This is a genomic window from Pseudomonas sp. AK-TSAG1-1 (assembly GCF_056821665.1).
On sequence record NZ_CM165965.1, the window covers coordinates 1130822 to 1147321 of the forward strand.

At 61.6% G+C, this 16500-nt stretch carries 14 protein-coding genes; 8 read left to right on the plus strand and 6 right to left on the minus strand.

Translation table 11 applies throughout. The annotated features are described in order from the left end of the window. Positions 1 to 258: 258 nt before the first annotated feature. The gene (locus tag AC1UK9_RS05095; RefSeq protein ID WP_025109402.1) at positions 259 to 1560 is read right to left on the minus strand and encodes an HAAAP family serine/threonine permease; all 1302 of its coding nucleotides are present in this window, start codon (positions 1558 to 1560) and stop codon (positions 259 to 261) included. 86 nt (positions 1561 to 1646) lie between these two features. After that, complete coding sequence (locus AC1UK9_RS05100) at positions 1647 to 3023, minus strand: L-serine ammonia-lyase (RefSeq protein WP_473014516.1); 1377 nt, start codon at positions 3021 to 3023, stop codon at positions 1647 to 1649. A gap of 135 nt (positions 3024 to 3158) precedes the next feature. Here AC1UK9_RS05100 and AC1UK9_RS05105 point away from each other — a divergent pair, with 135 nt between their 5' ends. Both AC1UK9_RS05105 and AC1UK9_RS05110 read left to right on the plus strand, forming a co-directional pair. Beyond that, positions 3159 to 4106, plus strand: coding sequence for a LysR substrate-binding domain-containing protein (locus AC1UK9_RS05105; protein WP_025109400.1), 948 nt, complete (start codon positions 3159 to 3161; stop codon positions 4104 to 4106). 199 nt (positions 4107 to 4305) lie between these two features. After that, positions 4306 to 4713, plus strand: a complete 408-nt coding sequence (locus AC1UK9_RS05110) for an HPF/RaiA family ribosome-associated protein (protein ID WP_025109399.1) — start codon at positions 4306 to 4308, stop codon at positions 4711 to 4713. Positions 4714 to 5002: 289 nt separating this feature from the next. Here AC1UK9_RS05110 and fecA read toward each other — a convergent pair whose 3' ends face one another. The 3 genes from fecA to AC1UK9_RS05125 all read right to left on the minus strand — a co-directional run bounded on the left by fecA (position 5003) and on the right by AC1UK9_RS05125 (position 8842). Further along, positions 5003 to 7333, minus strand: a complete 2331-nt coding sequence (gene fecA, locus AC1UK9_RS05115; RefSeq protein WP_482579632.1) for a TonB-dependent Fe(3+) dicitrate receptor FecA — start codon at positions 7331 to 7333, stop codon at positions 5003 to 5005. A 91-nt stretch (positions 7334 to 7424) separates the two neighbouring features. Then, positions 7425 to 8357 carry a DUF4880 domain-containing protein gene (locus AC1UK9_RS05120; protein WP_482579633.1) on the minus strand — a complete coding sequence of 311 codons (933 nt, stop codon included), beginning with the start codon at positions 8355 to 8357 and terminating at the stop codon, positions 7425 to 7427. After that, the gene (locus tag AC1UK9_RS05125; protein WP_482579634.1) at positions 8354 to 8842 is read right to left on the minus strand and encodes a sigma-70 family RNA polymerase sigma factor; all 489 of its coding nucleotides are present in this window, start codon (positions 8840 to 8842) and stop codon (positions 8354 to 8356) included. Before AC1UK9_RS05125 ends, AC1UK9_RS05120 begins: the two co-directional genes overlap by 4 nt. 178 nt (positions 8843 to 9020) lie before the next feature. On the opposite strand from AC1UK9_RS05125, the gene AC1UK9_RS05130 reads away from it, so the two are divergent. From AC1UK9_RS05130 to AC1UK9_RS05155, 6 genes are all read left to right on the plus strand, one after another. Beyond that, a complete protein-coding gene (locus tag AC1UK9_RS05130) occupies positions 9021 to 9326 on the plus strand; it encodes a DUF3649 domain-containing protein (protein WP_025109395.1) in 306 nt (101 codons plus the stop codon). Continuing rightward, entirely contained in the window at positions 9323 to 10912 is a 1590-nt protein-coding gene (locus tag AC1UK9_RS05135) for a PepSY-associated TM helix domain-containing protein (RefSeq protein ID WP_482579635.1), read from the plus strand. The genes AC1UK9_RS05130 and AC1UK9_RS05135 overlap by 4 nt, the downstream gene beginning before the upstream one ends. Continuing rightward, positions 10912 to 11238 (plus strand): DUF3325 domain-containing protein, encoded by a 327-nt coding sequence (locus AC1UK9_RS05140; protein ID WP_473014520.1) that lies wholly within the window; start codon positions 10912 to 10914, stop codon positions 11236 to 11238. The genes AC1UK9_RS05135 and AC1UK9_RS05140 overlap by 1 nt, the downstream gene beginning before the upstream one ends. Before the next feature lie 2 nt (positions 11239 to 11240). Next, on the plus strand, positions 11241 to 11807 hold the full coding sequence (locus tag AC1UK9_RS05145; RefSeq protein ID WP_029977467.1) for an RNA polymerase sigma factor: 567 nt from the start codon (positions 11241 to 11243) through the stop codon (positions 11805 to 11807). Continuing rightward, entirely contained in the window at positions 11804 to 12793 is a 990-nt protein-coding gene (locus tag AC1UK9_RS05150) for a FecR family protein (protein WP_482579636.1), read from the plus strand. The genes AC1UK9_RS05145 and AC1UK9_RS05150 overlap by 4 nt, the downstream gene beginning before the upstream one ends. A gap of 213 nt (positions 12794 to 13006) precedes the next feature. Continuing rightward, entirely contained in the window at positions 13007 to 15436 is a 2430-nt protein-coding gene (locus AC1UK9_RS05155; RefSeq protein WP_482579637.1) for a TonB-dependent siderophore receptor, read from the plus strand. Positions 15437 to 15593: 157 nt separating this feature from the next. Here the strand turns inward: AC1UK9_RS05155 and AC1UK9_RS05160 are convergent, their stop codons facing one another. Beyond that, the gene (locus tag AC1UK9_RS05160) at positions 15594 to 16469 is read right to left on the minus strand and encodes a helix-turn-helix domain-containing protein (protein WP_482579638.1); all 876 of its coding nucleotides are present in this window, start codon (positions 16467 to 16469) and stop codon (positions 15594 to 15596) included. Positions 16470 to 16500: the final 31 nt, after the last annotated feature.

Below are 16500 nucleotides of genomic sequence, written 5' to 3' on the forward strand. Positions count from 1 at the left end.
CCGTGATCGGGTTGGTTCGCCATACCGGACCATCGGCCATTCCGTGGCCATTTCGCCATTTGCCTCTGTAAGTGCTGTGGAAGGCTGCGGTCTTTTGCTCTGCCGTGCGTTGACGCAGGTCATCAAGAGCCAGGGATCGCGGGCCTGCGGCAGCGCTTGCAGGTGTGTAGCAAGGGCTATGCCGGGAAATTTTTCACACAATGGATACGGCAGAAAAAAGGCGAGCACAGGGCTCGCCTTGTTCATTTGTGGCCCGTTTCAGGGCAGAACCGAGTAGATGATCGCCGACAGTGCAATCAAGCCGATCAGCACCACGAACACGTTGGACACCTGACCCGAGTACTGGCGCAAGGCCGGCACGCGGCGGATGGCGTACATCGGCATCAGAAACAACAGGCAGGCAATCACCGGCCCGCCGAGATTTTCGATCATGCCCAGGATGCTCGGGTTGAAGGTCGCCACGGCCCAGCAACTGAGGATCATGAACAGTGCGGTCGCACGGTTCAGCCAGCTCGCCGACATCACCTTGCCACGGCTGCGCAGGCTTTTGACGATCATGCCCTGAAAGCCTTCGCTGGCGCCGATGTAGTGGCCGAGGAAGGATTTGGTAATCGCCACCAGCGCAATCAGCGGCGCGGCGTAGGCGATGACCGGCGTCTGGAAATGGTTCGCCAGGTACGACAGGATCGAAATGTTCTGCGCCTTCGCGGCGGCCAGATCGGCCGGCGACAGCGCCAGCACGCAACTGAAGCAGAAGAACATCACGGTCACCACCATCATGCCGTGCGCGATGGCAAGGATGCCGCTGCTCTTGCGTTCGGCTTGGGCGCCATAGCGCTGCTTCTGGTCAACCGCGAACGCGGAGATGATCGGCGAATGGTTGAACGAGAACACCATCACCGGGATCGCCAGCCACATCGTCTTGAGGAACGTCGACAGCGGCATCGCCTCCTGGGCGCTGGCGAAGAACGCACCGTTCCAGTTGGGGATCAGGCTCAGACCGAGCAGCAACAGGGCGGCGACGAACGGGTAGACCAACACACTCATGGCCTTGACGATCACGTTCTGCCCGCAACGCACGATTGCCATCAGGCCGAGGATCAGCGCCAGCGACAGAATCGCCCGGGGCGGCGGGGCGATGTGCAATTGGTGCTCGAGAAAACTGCTCAGGGTATTGGTCAGCGCGACGCTGTACACCAGCAGGATCGGGAATATCGCGAAGAAATACAGGAGGGTGATCAGCTTGCCGGCACCGATGCCGAAGTGTTCTTCGACGACTTCGGTGATGTCGCCCGAACGTCCGGACAGCACGAAACGGGTCAGGCCCCGGTGGGCGAAGAAGGTCATCGGGAACGCCAGCAGCGCCAGAATCAGCAACGGCCAGAAACCGCCGATGCCAGCGTTGATCGGCAGGAACAAGGTGCCGGCGCCAATCGCGGTGCCGTACAGGCCGAGCATCCAGGTGGTGTCGGATTTGCTCCAGCCCTTGTGGGCCGTTTCGGTGTTGCGGGTGAGATCTACAGCGGGATTTTCGGCAGCAGGTGTACGTACATCGGTCATCGTTTTTGCCTCGTTATTATTTTTGCTCGGGCTCACGGTTGGCGGGCCGCTGTTCGCGGCCTGCCGGGGCGGTCAGGGAATGCGCGTCAGCACTCCACCCAGCTCACGGCCAGGCCGCCCCGTGAAGTCTCTTTGTATTTGTCGTGCATGTCGGCGCCGGTATCGCGCATGGTGCGGATCACCCGGTCGAGGGAAATGAAGTGTTTGCCGTCGCCGCGCAGGGCCATTTGCGTGGCGTTGATCGCCTTCACCGCGGCGATGGCGTTGCGCTCGATGCACGGCACTTGCACCAGTCCGCCGACCGGATCGCAGGTCAGCCCGAGGTTGTGTTCAAGGCCGATTTCAGCGGCGTTTTCCAGTTGCTCCGGGGTCGCACCGAGCACTTCGGCCAGGCCTGCAGCGGCCATGGCGCAGGCCGAACCGACTTCGCCCTGGCAGCCGACTTCGGCGCCAGAGATCGAGGCATTTTTCTTACACAGAATGCCGACGGCGGCGGCGCCCATGAAGAACGCGACCACGTCATCGTCGGACGCGTCCGGATTGAATTTCATGTAGTAGTGCAGAACCGCCGGAATGATCCCGGCCGCACCGTTGGTCGGCGCGGTCACCATGCGCCCGCCAGCAGCGTTTTCTTCGTTGACGGCAAGGGCGAACAGGTTGACCCACTCCATCGCTGACAGCGTCGAACTGATGACATTCGGCTTGCCGATTTCCAACAGGCTGCGGTGCAGTTTCGCCGCGCGGCGCGGCACGTTCAGACCGCCGGGCAGGATGCCTTCGTGACGCAGGCCCTGTTCGACGCACTCGCGCATCACCGACCAGATGTGCAGCAGGCCTTTGCGGATTTCATCGTCGCTGCGCCAGGCGCGTTCGTTGGCCATCATCAGTTCCGAGACCCGCAGGTTGTGCTGCTTGCACAGGCTCAGCAGTTCGGCGGCGCTGGAAAAATCGTACGGCAGCAGCACATCGTAGGCCGGCGCCACACCGGACTCGGCTTCCGCCGATTCGATGATGAAACCGCCGCCGATCGAGTAGTACGTTTGTGTGAACAGCTCGACGCTTTCGCCAAAGGCTGTCAGCGACATGGCGTTGGGGTGGTAGGGCAGGCTCTCGTCCAGCAGCAGGAGATCGTGTTGCCAGTTGAAGGCAATTTCTCGCTGACCGGCCAGAGCTAGCCGGCCGCTTTCGCGCAGTTGCTGGATGCGCGGGTCGATGGTCGACGGATCAATGCTGTCCGGCCATTCGCCCATCAGGCCCATGACCGTGGCTCGGTCGGTGGCGTGGCCGACACCGGTGGCCGACAACGAACCGTACAAGCGGATTTCCACCCGACGCACATCGTTCAACAACCGTTGGTCGATCAGCGCTTGAGCGAAGGTCGCGGCGGCACGCATCGGGCCGACGGTGTGGGAACTGGACGGGCCGATGCCGACCTTGAATAAATCGAAAACACTGATAGCCATGCTAAAGCCTTACAAGCAATGGAGTAGGAATCGCCGCCATTTTTTGTAGGACAAGCGCAATGTCGGCGATACTGCCTACCTCGGTCGTACGTGACCAACGAAACTTCCTAAGAAAGCCTTTAGCAGGACTAAACGATGAGTCGTCAATTGCATGCCCAGACCTACGTCTGGCTGCAGGTGTTTTCCTGTGCCGCGCGGCACCTGTCGTTCACCCGATGCGCAGAGGAATTGCACATCACCCCGGGGGCGGTCAGCCAGCAGATCCGTCAACTGGAAGAGCGCCTCGGTTTTCGCCTGTTTCACCGTCGTGCACGGGGCGTGGAGTTGAGCGCCGAAGGGCAGCGGCTGGCGATTACGGTCAATGAGGCCTACGGCAGCATCGATGCCGAATTGCGTCGACTGGATGCCGGGATGATCAGCGGGATTCTGCGCGTGCGTTCGATTCCGTCGTTCCTCAGCAAATGGCTGACACCGCGTCTGCCGCGCCTGCAACAGCGTTTTCCGGACATCCAGCTGCGGCTGGTCGCCGAGGACAGCAGTGTGCCGTTGCACGAGGGCGATTTTGACCTGGCAATCGACCTGAATGACGGCAGCTACCCGGGGCTGTTATCCACAGCCTTGCTTGATGAGCAGATTTTTCCGGTGTGCGCACCAAGCCTGCTGCGTGGCCGCCCGCCGCTGCACGGGCCGGCGGATCTGGTGCATTTCCCGTTGTTGCACGACATCACCGCCTGGCGCGGCAGTTACGAATACGCGGAATGGGAGTTTTATCTGAACGCGATCGGCTTCGAAGGCGCCGATGTTCGGCGCGGCCACACCTTCAATCGCAATCACCTGACCATCGAAGCGGCAATCGCCGGCATGGGCGTGGCGATTGCCCGGCGCACGCTGCTCAACGATGAGCTGGAGCGGGGGACTTTGATTGTGCCGTTCGGGCTGTCGGTGCCCAACCACAAGCGTTACGTGCTGCTGTATGCGCCGGGGGCGTTGAGCCATCCGGGCGTGCGCGCCGTGCATGACTGGCTGGTGGAGGAGGCGGGGATTTTCCGCAGCCTGCACCCGTTGAACGACGGGCAATTGTGAGCAAATTTTTCAGGGTTGCGAGGCGACCCAACTCCCGACCTTACCAGCGACTTGCTCGGTTGTCCGGCTTTTTTTGCGTATGAATATTTATCTTTTTTCAGGGGTTGAAATGTTCGTCAGTCGGGCCGATTGTTGTAACCAAGAGGTCAGGAAATTCAATTCAGGCCTCTCGCGAGCTAGCTGAAATAAGGGATGAACTATGCAAATCCAAGTCAACAGCGATAACCATATTCAAAGCAGTAAACGACTGGAGGAGTGGGTACGTACAACCATTGAGAGCACGCTCGACCGTTATGAAGAAGACCTGACCCGTGTCGAAGTCCACCTGAGCGACGAGAACGGCGATAAACCAGGTCCCCATGACTTGCGCTGCCAACTGGAAGCGCGGCCAAAAGGCCATCAACCGATTTCCGTCACCCATAAAGCCGATTCGCTGGAACAGGCGATCGATGGTGCAGCCGAAAAACTCGAGCACGCACTGGAGCACCTTTTCGGCAAACTGCGAGGTAAACCCCGTGCCGCTGTGGTGCCATTCACCGGCAAGGCCAACGACAAGCTGTTGGCGGAAGAGTTTGACGAGAATGAACAGGCAGCGATCAACAGTTGATGCGCTGATTTCATAAGCCACCCAAAAAAAACGGGCCTGCGAATGCAGGCCCTTTTTTTTGTTGGCGATGAGGTGGTTTCAGGTCGGGCTTGAAAGGCACTCCCTCACCCCAGCCCTCTCCCTCCGGGAGAGGGGGCCGACCAAGGTGTGTGAAGAGGCTCGTCGACCTGAACGACCCAGTCGATTACAGATTCGGCACATTTCCTTCAGGTCGATGAATTTCTGAAGCATCCCGCAATCAGTTCCCTCTCCCTATGGGAGAGGGTCAGGGTGAGGGGCTTTTCAATCCTCAAAACGCTACAGACGTTTGCACATACACCGTGCGCGGCTCACCCACATACTTGCCCTTGTTGTTGTCATCGAACGAGCGCGTGAAGTATTGCGTGTTGAAGATGTTCTTCACGCCTACCGCCACATTCAGATCCGACAATTGCGGGCCGAAGTCGTAACCGGCGCGGCTGCTGAAGAGCATGTAACCCGGAATCTTGCCGGTGCTGCCGTCGGCGCTTTCTCTGGACGTGTTGGCGTTGTCGGCGAACTGGTCGCTCTGGAAGCTGCTGTCGAAGTTGAGCTTCCACGGTCCTTCGGTGTAGCCGACGCCAATCGTGCCTTTGTGTTTCGACGAGAACGGCACGCGATTGCCTTTGTTCGGCCCGTCTTCGCGGATGGTCGCGTCAACATAGGCGTAAGTGGCGTACACATCGAAACCGGCCAGCGCCGGGCTCAAGTCATCCAACGCGTAGTTGACGCTGGTCTCGATACCCTGGTGACGGGTTTCGCCGCGGGCAATCACCGAATCGTTGGTCTGGTTGCTTTCGTACTGGTTGTCGAAGTTGATCAGGAACGCACCGATCTCGGCCCGCAATGCGCCGTTGTCGTAACGGGTGCCAAGTTCCCAGGTACGGGCCTTTTCCGGCTTCACTTCGCCGCTGCTGACGCGATTGGGCATCTGGCTGTACTGCACGCTGCCGAACGAGCCTTCGGTGTTGGCGTACAGATTCCAGCTGTCGGTCAGGTGATACAGCACGTTCAGCGCTGGCAACGCGGTGTTGTAGTCACCCTTGTATTTGACGTTGGTCAGATTGTTGGTTTGCTGCGACTCGATCATTTCGTAACGCACGCCCGGGGTGATGGTCCATTTGCCGATGTCGATGCGGTCGTCGACGAAGAACGCATTGGCCTCGGTGCCACCGCGGGTATCGCGGTCGTTGCGGCTGTTGGTGGTCGGGTATTCGTTGCTGCTGATTGGCGTGCGATAGCGCAACTCGTGGCCGGCCTCGTTGATGTAGCGATAACCGACGCCGACTTCATGGCTGGTCGGGCCGAGATCGAAGCCCTGGGCAAAACGGGTTTCGAAACCGCGCACCCAATACTCGCGCGGCGACAGCGAGAGGAAGCTGCCCTGATCCAGATAGCCGCTGCGCAGGGTCTTGGTGAAGAAGGTGTTGGCGGTGAATTCGCGGCGATCTTCCTGATAGCGGTAGCCGAAGTTGAACATCGTCCGGCGGCCCCAGAACTGGTCTTTCAGACGGGTCGACTGGTACGGGTCGGCGTCGTAATCGGCAACGTTGAGACCGCCAGGCATGTCGGCTTTGCCTTCGTAATACTGGGCCATGGCATTGAAGCTGTTGGCCTCGTCGAGCTGGTATTTGCCCTTGAGGATCAGGTCGTCGATTTCCGTGTCGCTGTGCTCGCGCCAGTCGCCGCCACGGGTGCCGGAGTACAGCAAGGCGCCGCCCAGGCCATTTTCGTTGGTGCCGCCGGCCAGCAGGTTGGCGCTGGTCTTGAAGCCGTCATGGCTCGACGACGGACTGGTTTCGGTCTGGAAACCGCCCTTGACCGTCGGCTCGTCGGGAATGGCGCGGGTCACGAAGTTGACCACGCCGCCAACGTTCTGCGGGCCGTAACGCACCGCGCCGCCGCCACGTACTACGTCCACCGCATCCATGTTGCCCATGCTGATCGGCGCAAACGACAGCTGCGGCTGACCGTAAGGGGCGAACGGCACGGGAATGCCGTCCATCAGCACTGTGGAGCGCGCGGCCAGCCGTGGGTTGAGGCCGCGAATACCGAAGTTCAGCGCCATGTCGTGGCTGCCGGTGCCGTTGTTTTCCGGGGCATTGACGCCGGGGATGCGGTTGAGCACGTCCCGCGCCTGAGTCGCGCCCTGGCGTTCGAAGTCTTCGCGACGGATCACGTCGCGGGCGCCCGGATGTTCGAAGACGTTGACCTGCGCCGCATCGCCGAGCCAGTCGCCAACGACTTTCGAGGTGTCCAGCTCAAGTGCGGTGTCGGCCACAGGTTGCAGGCTGAATGCATTGTTGCCTTCGGCGCGGGCTTGCAGACCGGTGCCTTCGAGCAGTGCGTCGAGACCTTGTGCGGCGGTGTAGCTGCCTTCCAGGCCACGGCTTTGCACGCCGCTGGTGATCTGTGAACCGAAAGAAATCAGCACGCCCGCCTCACGACCAAACTGGTTGAGGGCAGTTTCCAGCGACGCCGGGGCGATGTGGTAAGCCTTGGTTTCGGTGGCCAAAACGGGCAGGGCGCTGAAGCTCAGGCTGGCGCCCAGGACGAGATTGCGCAGGCTGCGGGCCAGTGGCGTGAGGCGGGTGGGGTGCATGAACGATGATCCTGAGAAGGTTGTATCAAGGGGGCTTTCCTTCTCTGTCACGCCAGATCTGAAAAACGGCTCATTTATTTTTGATCTTGTTTCAAACCCGCGCTTCGACGCTCACCCAATAGCGGGTAAAACGCCGCACCTTCACCGGCAAACTGATTTGCAGCAGGTCCAGAATGCGTTCGCTGTCGTCCAGTGGATACGTGCCGGAGATCAGCAGGTCGGCCACGTTTGCATCGCAATGCAGCTGGCCGCGACGGTAGCGGCCGAGCTCTTCGAGGAAGTCGCCCAGGCGCATGTGCGCGGCGACCAGCATGCCATCGGCCCAGGCGCCGCTGTTGGCGTCCAGCGGTTGGGTTTCGCTGATAGACGTCGCGCTGAAACTCAACTGACGGGCGACGGGCAACCGCATCGGCGCGCGCTCGCGGCTGATCAGTTCGACCTGACCCTCGAACAGCGCCACCTGCGTGCGATCGGCAAATTGCCGCACGTTGAGTCGGGCTGCCTGGGTTTTCAACACACCTTGTGCCGTGTGTACTTCGAACGCTTGTGCAGCCGTCAGCAGAATCTCGCCTTCCCGCAAACGGATCAGCCGTTGTACGCCGTCCACGTCCGCCGCACTCGCGGTGTTGAGCTGCAACTGATTACCTGCGCCCAGCGCCACCGTACGTCGCTCACCCACCGGGCTGCGGTAATCGGCGAGTAGCGCCGGCAGCGGATTGTGCTCGCGCACGCTCCAGGTGACGGCCGAGCCCGCACCGAGAATCAGCAGCAGTTTCAGCGCCTGACGGCGGCTGCTGGATTTCGGCCCGTTCAACGCCGCATGTGCCAGCGGCGAGGACACACCGCGCAAGCGCTGATTGACCCGCTGAATGTGTTCCCACGCCCGGCGATGCTCGCTGTGCGCGTCCAGCCATTGTTGCCAGGCCTGTTGCTGGCGCGAGGTCAGCGTGCCTTGCTGCATTTCCATCAGCCAGTGCACGGCCTGCTCGGCCACTTGTGCAGAGAAATCCGGGACGCGGCTCATAGGGCGAAGTAGCAGCGCATCGCTGCCTTGTTCAGATGACGTTTGACCGTGGCCACCGAGATGTCCAGTTCAGCGGCGATCTGCGGGTAGGTCAGGCCATCGACCTGCGCCAGCAGGAAGGCGCGCTTGACCAGGCGCGGCAGGCCGTCGAGCAACTGATCCAGCTCGATCAGGGTTTGCAGAATGATCGCTTTGTCTTCTTCCGAAGGCGCGACTACTTCCGGCATCTGCGCCAGGGTTTCGAGATAGGCGCGTTCCAGGTCCTGGCGGCGGTAATGATTGAACAGTACGCGTTTGGCGAGGGTGGTGAGGAAGGCGCGCGGCTCGATGATCGGCGCTGGCTCGCGGGCGCTGAGCACACGAATGAAAGTGTCCTGGGCCAGATCCGCCGCGCTGTCCGGGCAGCCGAGTCTGCGCCGCAACCAGCCGGTGAGCCAGCTGTGGTGGTCGTGGTAGAGCGATTCGACGGGATGGACGGATGGCAACGGTACTACTCCGGGCGCATGCGACACGCGTTAGAGAACAAGAACTGTTCGCATTGTATGGGGGCGCATGGTCGCCCGGCAATCAGATGCTTTTGCGTATGAGAATATTTATCATTAATATTGCTCGCCTGTTGGTTCGGCTTGTCGGCCGGACGTTTTTTCGTTTCAGGGTCGAAACATGAAAGGCAAACTCGCCTCACTTCCCATGTCCTATCGTCTGGCCGTCACCTCACGGGTGCTGGCAGCGGTGTTTGGCGGCTATCTGGTCGCGGCGCTGGCCAGTGTCACCCTGACGCTGTGGCTGCCGTTGAGCCGCGCCGAAGCGGTGGTGACCGGCATGACCATTTCCTTTTTGGTCTATCTGGTCGCAGTGCTCTGGTGTTTCGCCTGTCGCACGGCGTGGTCGGCGTGGGTCGGTTTGCTGGTGCCGAGCGTGATTCTGGCGACAGTTTCCGGTGCTGCGCGGGGCTTGGGCTACGCATGAAAGAAGGTTTCCGCCAGGCCATGGCCTGGCTGCACACCTGGACCGGCCTGGTGTTCGGCTGGCTGCTGTTCGCGATTTTCCTGACCGGGACGCTGGCCTATTTCAAGGATGAGATCAGCCACTGGATGCAGCCGGAGATCCCCGCGCATGCGATCGACTCAGTGGCCAGCCTGAGCCTGGCGCAAGGTTATCTGCTGCAGCACGCCCCTGATGCCTCGCGTTGGCTGATCGATCTGCCGAACGCCCGTGATCCCGCGCTATCCGTGCGTTGGCAGGACGCTCCCGCCGAGCCCGGTAAACGTGGACGCTTCACGCAAAAGACCCTCGATGCGCAGACCGGTGCTGAAATACACCCGAGGGAAAGCATGGGCGGCGAGTTTTTCTACCGCTTCCACTTTCAGCTGCAAATGCCCTATCCGTGGGGGCGCTGGCTGGCGACGATTGCCGCGATGGTGATGTTCGTCGCGCTGATCAGCGGGATCATCACCCACAAGAAAATCTTCAAGGACTTCTTCACCTTCCGCCCGCGCAAGGGCCAGCGTTCATGGCTCGACGGGCATAACGCGGTCGGTGTGCTGGTGCTGCCGTTTCACCTGATGATCACCTACAGCAGCCTGGTGATTTTCATGTCGATGGTCATGCCGGCGAGCATTCTGGCGTCCTACGGCAACAACCTCGGGGCGTTTTACGAGGAGGTGTTTCCAGAGACGCCGATTCCCGAGCGTGCGGCTCAACCCGTGAGCTTGCCGCCGATCGCGCCGCTTCTGGCTCGCGCCAGTGAGCACTGGGCCGGTGGCCACGCCACACGTGTGTCGGTGATCAATCCGGGGGACGCCAATGCCTCGGTGCAGGTGTCGCGCGCCAGTTCCGACAAGATCGCCTATGAATACGGTAGCGATGTGACCTTCAACGGCGTCACCGGGCAAATGCTCGGTGCCACGCCTGACAAGCCGTTGCCGATGACCATTGCCGGAGGTTTCTACGGGTTGCACATCGGCCACTTCGCCGGGCCGACCCTGCGTTGGCTGTACTTCATCTGTGGCCTGGCCGGCACGGCGATGATCGGCACCGGGCTGGTGATCTGGCTCGGCAAGCGACAGCTCAAGCATGCCAAGAGCGGCGTGATGCCGTTCGAGTTGCGGCTGGTGGAAGTGCTGAACATCGCCAGCATGGCCGGACTGGTTGTGGCGGTGGCGGTGTTCTTCTGGGGCAACCGTCTGTTGCCGCTGAGCTTGAGCGGGCGCGCGGATTGGGAAGTGAACGGGTTCTTCATCGCCTGGGGCTTGAGCGTGCTCCACGCGCTACTGCGCCCGGGGCGCAAGGCCTGGGTCGAGCAACTGACGCTGGCAGCGGTGTTGTTCATCAGCGTGCCATTGCTCAATGCGTTGACCACCGCGCATCACCTTGGCGTCACGCTGGCGCAGGGTGACTGGGCACTGGCCGGGTTCGACCTGACCTGCTTCGGCGCGGGTCTGTTCCTGGCGTGGGCCGCCTGGAAAATGCAGCGCGCGAGCCACAGCGTGCGGGTGAAAAACTCCCCTCGCGCAGCGGCCCGGTCCAACACGCTTGAGCAGGGGAGCCACTGATGCTGCTGGCGCTTCTGCTGTGCTATGCCGGGTTCACCGCGTTGTGTCTGTCGATGCCGCGCCACCACGATGAATTGCTGGGCCACAAACCTTCGGCCCGACGCGCACGACATCTGAAACTTGTCGGATGGCTGATGCTCGGTTGTTCACTGTGGGCTGCGGTGGCTGCCAATGGCTGGGGCTTCGGCCTGGTCGATTGGTTCGCGGTGTTGATGTGCAGCGCCTTGGCGCTGGTGCTGCTGATGCCATACCGACCGAAACTGGCCTTGATGCTGGCGGCACTCTGTCTGCTGGCTACGCCGGTCGTCGCCTGGGCGCAGTGCTGAACATGCTGATCGGTCATCCCCCGGAATCGCGCGACGACGAGCCACACGGCGCGCGTGCGCATTTCCTCCAGGTGTTCCTGTCGCAGCGCTCGCAGATGGAAGCGCTGGTGAACCGGCGCGTCGGCTGCCGGGCCACGGCGGCGGATCTGGTGCAGGATCTGTTCCTGCGCTTCTGGCGTCGGCCGCTGGTGCAGGTCGAGGAGCTCAGCACCTACCTTTTGCGTTGCGCCGGCAACATTGCCATCGATCATTTGCGCAGCGAAGGCACGCGGGTGCGGGTCAACGAGGGCTGGCAACCGGACGAGCCGGACAGCCACGGCAGCGAGCCGCAAGCCGCACTTGAAGCGGGCAATGACTTGCGCCATGTCGAAGCGGCGTTGCGCGCCTTGCCCGAGCGTACCCGGCAGATCTTTTTGCTCAATCGCATCCACGGCCGCAAGTACGCGGACATCGCCAAGGCCATGGGCCTGTCCCAAAGCGCCGTGGAAAAACATATGATGCGCGCCCTCGAGGCCTGCAAGGCCAGCCTGCGCGAACCCGCGCCACGCCTGCCAGGGAAAGCACCGTGAAGCACACCGACCGCGTCACCCCGACGCCCGCTCAGGAACACGCCGCGCTCGCCTGGCTGAGCCTGTTGCATGACCGCCCAAGCACCGGCGATCAACTGACGTTCAGCCAATGGCTGCGCGCCGATCCGGCCCACGCCGAAGCCTATGCCCAGGCGCAGGTGCTCTGGGAATTGAGTGAAAGCCCGGCGCGCACCCTGGCCGATGAAGAAGCGTTTGCGTTGCAGGGCTACCTCAATGCGATGGATCGTCCGCGTCGCTCACCGCTGGTGCGCTGGTCGGGTGCGCTGGCGATGGCCGCGTGTCTGTTGCTGATGATCAGCCTCGGCACGGGATGGCAGCCGCAGCGCTGGATTGATGATCTGGGTGCCGATTACGTCTCGGCACCGGGGGAAATCCGCACAGTGATCCTGGCCGATCAATCGCAAGTCACGCTGGACGCCGACAGCGCCATTGCCGTGGATTTCAGCCATGGCGAGCGGCGGGTGCAGTTGCGTCGTGGCGCCGGGTTTTTCAGTGTGACGCACACCGGCGAGCCGTTTGTGGTTGCGGCTGAAAAAGGTCAGGCGCAGGTCCTCGGCACGCAGTTTGAAGTGCGTCTGCAACCGCATGGCGTGCAGGTCACGGTGTTGTCCGGACGCGTTGGCGTGACGGCGGATCGCAACGTTGAACAGCAGATTCTCACCGCCGGCCAACAAGTGGCTTACGGGCAGGGCCGCGCAGGAACACTACAGGCCGTGGACAGCGAGGCGCAAATGGCCTGGCGTCAGGGTTGGCTGAATTACTACAAGTCGTCGCTGGCCGAGGTGGTGCAGGATTTGCGGCGCTACTACCCGGGGCGGATAGTGTTGCTCAACGATGAATTGGGCGCGCGCAAGGTCAGCGGGAGTTTTCCGAGCAAGGATCCGCAGGTTGTGTTGAGTTCTTTGCAGGGTGTTTTGGGGTTTGAGCAGCATCAGGTTCTGGGGCATCTGATCATTTTGCGCTGACGCTACTGGTGCCATCGCGAGCAGGCTCACTCCTGCATTTGAAGTGCATTCCCCTGTAGGAGTGAGCCTGCTCGCGAAGGCGCCAGACCCGACAACACAACGTTCTGAAAATATTTTCAAAATTGTGGTGAGGTAAACCACAGCCCCATCCGTGTAGTGACTGAAACTGCGAGTCATTCGCATCCGTTGCGGTTCTACACAGGTCATTGAGCAATGAAGTCCAGGGCAAAATCGGGTTCGGTCAAACAGTGGTTGGGCGTTTCGGCATTGAGTTTTTCCGCGTTGGCGCTGTTGCCGATGAGCGTGGCGCTCGCCGCTGACACGGTCAGCAGCCCTGCGCAAAAGCAGTTCAATTTCTCCCTGAGTGCCAAACCGTTGCCGCAAGCCCTGAGCGACTTCAGCCGCGTTACCGGGCAAAGCGTGGTCTACACCGACGAAGCGCCTTACGGCATTGACGCCCCGGCCGTCAGCGGCCAGATGAGCGCCGAACAAGCGTTGCAACGCTTGCTCAGCGGCTCCGGCATGACCTTCCGCCGCACCGACAGCCACACCCTGGCGCTGGAGCCGCAACCCACCGAGGGTACGCTCAATCTCGGCGCCACCACCATCAGCTCGATGCGCGACGAGTCGATGAGCTACCAGCCGCCGGAAACCAGTTCGGTGATGCGCTCCTCGGCCTCGCTGCAGGAGATCCCGCAGACCGTCAACGTGATCCCGGCTCAGGTCATCCGCGATCAGGCTCCGCGCAATCTCGACGATGCGCTGGCCAACGTCAGCGGCATCACCCAGGGCAACACGTTGGGCAGCACTCAGGATTCGGTGATGACCCGCGGTTTCGGTGACAACCGCAACGGCTCGATCATGCGTGACGGCATGCCGATCGTGCAGGGCCGCGGCATGAACGCCACGGTCGATCGCGTCGAAGTGCTCAAGGGCCCGGCGTCATTGCTCTATGGAATCCAGGACCCGGGTGGCGTGGTCAACCTGGTCAGCAAGAAGCCGGAATTGACCCAATACAACGCCCTGACCCTGCGCGGCTCGAGCTACGGCGACGGCAAGAATGGCAGCGGCGGCACTTTCGACAGCACCGGTGCACTCGGTGAGTCCGGGCTGGCCTATCGGCTGGTGCTCGATCACGAAGACGAAGATTACTGGCGCAACTACGGCACCCACCGCGAGACGCTGATCGCGCCGTCGCTGGCCTGGTTCGGCGAGCGCACCAAGCTGTCGTTCGGCTACGAACATCGCGAGTTCCTCACGCCGTTCGACCGTGGCACGGTGATCGATCCACGCACCAACCATCCGCTGGACATCTCGCGCAACGAGCGTCTGGACGAGCCGTTCAACGACATGGAAGGCCGTTCCGACCTTTACCACTTCGAGGCCGACCACGAACTCAACGACGACTGGAAAGCCCACTTCGGCTACAGCTGGAACCGCGAAACCTACGACGCCAGCCAAGTGCGCGTGACCGCCATCGACACCAAAAAAGGCACGCTGACCCGCAGCATGGACGGCACGCAAGGGGCGATCAGCACTGACCGCTTCACCACCGCCAGCCTCGAAGGCAAGGTCAATCTGCTGGGCATGCAGCATGACCTGGTGTTCGGCGTCGACGACGAGTACCGCAAGATCTACCGCGCCGACCTGATCCGCCAGAAAAGCCTGAGCACCTTCAGCTATGTCAATCCGGTGTATGGCCGTGAAGTTGAGGGCACCACGGTCAGCCCGGCCGACAGCGCACAGACCGATCTGCTGCGCAGCGATTCGGTGTTCCTGCAGGACTCGATCCACCTCAACGACCAGTGGATCCTGGTCGCCGGTGGACGCTTCCAGGAGTACGACCAGTACGCCGGCAAAGGCGTGCCGTTCAAGGCCAACACCGACAGTAACGGGCAGAAATTCGTGCCGCGCGCCGGTCTGGTGTATCGCTACACCGACGAGCTTTCGTTCTACGGCAGCTACACCGAATCGTTCAAACCCAACTCGACCATCGCCCCGCTCAGCGGCAGCAGCACTGTGCTCGACGGCAGCATTGCGCCAGAAGAAGCCAAGTCGTGGGAGCTGGGCGCGCGGCTGGACATGCCGGGGCGCATCACCGGCAATATCGCGCTGTTCGACATCAAGAAACGCAACGTGCTGGTGGCCAACTCAGAAGGCCCGACCACGATCTACAGCGCCGCCGGCGAAGTGCGTTCCCGGGGGCTGGAACTGGACCTGACCGGCCAACTGAGCGACCGGTGGAGCATGATCGGCGCCTATGCCTACACTGACGCCGAAGTCACCGAAGACCCCGACTACAAAGGCAATCGCCTGCAAAACGTGGCGAAGAACAGCGGCTCCTTGTCAGCGGTGTATGACTTCGGCAGCGTGATCGGTGGCGATCAACTGCGGGTCGGCGCCGGGGCGCGGTACGTCGGCGAGCGAGCGGGCAACGCGGTGAATGATTTCGACCTGCCGAGCTACACCGTGGCCGACGCGTTTGCCACTTACGACACCAGGCTCGAAGGGCAGAAGGTCAAGTTCCAGCTCAATGTGAAGAACCTGTTCGATCGCACTTACTACACCTCGGCGGCGAGCCGGTTCTTTGTGTCGATGGGTGATTCGCGGCAGATTTCGTTGTCGAGCACGCTGGAGTTCTGATCCCCGACCGCGTCATCGTTCTTCGCGAGCAAGCCCGCTCCCACATTGGAAATGTGTTCGTCTGTGGGAGTAAGTTGCTCCCACATTGGACATGTGTGCACCTGTGGGAGCGAGCCTGCTCGCGAAGAGGTCATAACAGGCGATAAAAGTCTCGGCGTTAACGCAAAAACGCCTGCCGGTATTCCCCCGGTGTCCCGCCCAGCACCTGCCGAAACCGGTTGGTGAAATGACTCGCGCTGGCAAATCCGCACGCCAGCGCAATCTCCCCCAGCGGCAACGCCGTGCTGCGCAACAACTCCCGCGCCCGGCTCAAGCGTCGCGCCAGCACATACTGATGCGGCGGCAAACCGAAACTGGTGCGGAACATCCGCGCAAAGTGGTATTCCGACAGCGCGCACAGCCCGGCGAGTTGCCCGAGGCTGATCGGTTCGGCCAACTGACTGTCGATGAACTCAACCAGTTGTCGACGCTGATGGGGCGCCAGTCCGCCCTTGAGGCGCAAGCCCTGACGGGCCCCGACCTGGCTGAGCAAGGTATGGCTGATCAATTCATGCGCGAGGCTGCTGGTCAGCAGGCGCTCGGCCGGTTCATCCCAATTGAGCGTCAGTAACTGCCGAAAGCGCCGCGCCTGTTGCGGGTCTTCGAGAAAAGTCTGCTCGCGCAACTGCATTTCTCGCGGCTCGCGATCCAGCAAGGTGACGCAACCCAGGGCAAATTGCTCGGCGCTGAAATACAGATGAGCGAGGCGAATGTCGCCATTGATCACCCAGCCGGACTGGTGATCGACAGGCAGGATGCACAGCTTGTCCGGCCCACCCTTTTGCCCGGGTTGGTCACGGCGAAAGGTGCCGGTGCCACCCGCGATGTAACAGGACAGGGTGTGATGGCTCGGCGCCTGGTATTCCTGGGCGTCGTGGTGGTTGGTCCACACGGCCGCAGACAAGCCGTCACCGAACTCGGCGCTGTGCACAAGGCGTGCGTTCTGCGAGCGGTTGAGGGCTTGAAAGACTTGCAGGGTATCGATAGCGGCCATGTTCGGTTCTCTCCAACGCCTTGCATCCTAC

Coding starts and splice junctions, on each gene's coding strand:
- AC1UK9_RS05095 (WP_025109402.1), bottom strand. CDS start 1,560: ATGACCGATGTACGTACACCTGCTGCCGAAAATCCCGCTGTAGATCTC.
- AC1UK9_RS05100 (WP_473014516.1), bottom strand. CDS start 3,023: ATGGCTATCAGTGTTTTCGATTTATTCAAGGTCGGCATCGGCCCGTCC.
- AC1UK9_RS05105 (WP_025109400.1), top strand. CDS start 3,159: ATGAGTCGTCAATTGCATGCCCAGACCTACGTCTGGCTGCAGGTGTTT.
- AC1UK9_RS05110 (WP_025109399.1), top strand. CDS start 4,306: ATGCAAATCCAAGTCAACAGCGATAACCATATTCAAAGCAGTAAACGA.
- fecA (WP_482579632.1), bottom strand. CDS start 7,333: ATGCACCCCACCCGCCTCACGCCACTGGCCCGCAGCCTGCGCAATCTC.
- AC1UK9_RS05120 (WP_482579633.1), bottom strand. CDS start 8,357: ATGAGCCGCGTCCCGGATTTCTCTGCACAAGTGGCCGAGCAGGCCGTG.
- AC1UK9_RS05130 (WP_025109395.1), top strand. CDS start 9,021: ATGAAAGGCAAACTCGCCTCACTTCCCATGTCCTATCGTCTGGCCGTC.
- AC1UK9_RS05135 (WP_482579635.1), top strand. CDS start 9,323: ATGAAAGAAGGTTTCCGCCAGGCCATGGCCTGGCTGCACACCTGGACC.
- AC1UK9_RS05140 (WP_473014520.1), top strand. CDS start 10,912: ATGCTGCTGGCGCTTCTGCTGTGCTATGCCGGGTTCACCGCGTTGTGT.
- AC1UK9_RS05145 (WP_029977467.1), top strand. CDS start 11,241: ATGCTGATCGGTCATCCCCCGGAATCGCGCGACGACGAGCCACACGGC.
- AC1UK9_RS05155 (WP_482579637.1), top strand. CDS start 13,007: ATGAAGTCCAGGGCAAAATCGGGTTCGGTCAAACAGTGGTTGGGCGTT.
- AC1UK9_RS05160 (WP_482579638.1), bottom strand. CDS start 16,469: ATGGCCGCTATCGATACCCTGCAAGTCTTTCAAGCCCTCAACCGCTCG.